At 39.0% G+C, this 1,405-nt stretch carries 2 protein-coding genes; both read left to right on the top strand.

Translation table 11 applies throughout. From position 1 onward, the window contains the following. Positions 1-730: RHS repeat-associated core domain-containing protein (locus HY805_03790; GenBank protein MBI4823337.1), on the top strand; the 730-nt coding region annotated here is incomplete at its 5' end. A gap of 13 nt (positions 731-743) precedes the next feature. Continuing rightward, positions 744-1,244, top strand: a complete 501-nt coding sequence (locus HY805_03785) for a hypothetical protein (protein ID MBI4823336.1) — start codon at positions 744-746, stop codon at positions 1,242-1,244. Positions 1,245-1,405: the final 161 nt, after the last annotated feature.

The raw sequence follows: 1,405 nt of genomic DNA, 5'->3' as shown, positions 1-1,405 counted from the left end.
TGCTTTAGGGTCTGTGGTTGCATTGACGGATGAGGCAGGCACGATTAAGACGCAGTATGTCTACGACCCATATGGAAATACGGAAATGATAGGTGAACCCTCAGATAATCCTTTTCAGTATACAGGAAGGGAGAATGATGGAGAGGGGTTATATTATTATAGGGCGAGGTATTATTCACCCGAATTGCAAAGATTTATATCGGAAGACCCGATTGGGTTGTTGGGAGGGGTGAATCTTTATACTTACACTGGCAACTCGCCAGTTAATTGGATAGACCCGTTGGGATTAAAAACTTGGGTTTACATCTCTGTTAGTGGGGGTGGCGGTTTTATTTTATCAGGTGAAGTTGGAACATACTATTTAATTGATCCTTCAACAGGGGTATATTACCAATTTAGATATGGTTCTCTTGGTATTGGTCTAGGGCTTGGCGGTGCAGTACAATTGGAGGCGGGAACCCTTGAAGGACCTTGTGACCCAACTGAGATAAGTCCATGGACTCTGACAGTTTCAGGTTTTGCTGCAGCTGGCAAGGGCTATTCGTTTCAAGCTACCGGTACAAGTTTTTGGGGTAAGGGAGAGTATGGTGGGACGGTTGGGGTCGCTGGCGGAGCAGGAGTTGGGGTTTCTGGAATGTTGACGCATTCTTGGTATATTGGTAAGGGGACAGTGCTTCCCAAGAAATATCAGAAAATTTATCTGGATCTTTTAAAAACTATTCATAGATAGAATAAAATCACTTATGGATGAACAAATAATTTTTAACTTTAATCTACAAAATAAAAAGGGTTTTAGGGAAATCCTTTTGGGGAAAGGAATATTTTTTAGTATCACAAGTATGGGGTTAATATTCATTCTTATTATAGGTTTTACTGTAATGCCGTGGAAAACAGAACCAGAAGAAATAATGTTTAAAAGTTTTAATTTGGTGTTTATTATTTTAGCCATTTTTCAGTATTACAAAGCTATTATCCGAGTGTCCTTTAATGAGAATAACTTCTATATAAAAGTATGGAAAAAAGAAAGAGCATATCCGCTTAAAGATATAAGTCAAATTAAAACAACTTACTTTGTGTCTTGGAACATTGTTTTAATACGTATAAGAGGGAAGTATAAAAATAAGTTTTATATTTTATGGGCACCATCTTTTGATAAAGAAAGATACGATTTATTCTTAAATTTGAAAGCTTATGTAGAAGCACTTATACTGCTCCCATTAAGGGGGGACACGCCAAAGGTGTGAGGTTGGAACGCTTAGCCTTGACAAAATGCTGAGGAAATCTGTGTTTCTTTTAATCTTGCTTATAAGCCTTGCAGGCACTTCAGAGGCAAGGCTAACCCCTTCCGCTTTGCTTATGCAAAAGCTGAACGTCCCGGTAAAGCTTCCCTCCCCGATGCAAGCCT

The organism is Nitrospirota bacterium, from assembly GCA_016207905.1.
Classification (GTDB): Bacteria; Nitrospirota; Thermodesulfovibrionia; order Thermodesulfovibrionales; family JdFR-86; genus JACQZC01.
The sequence above is the reverse complement of the archived record's forward strand: the minus strand, read 5'-3'. Positions and strand labels throughout refer to the sequence as shown.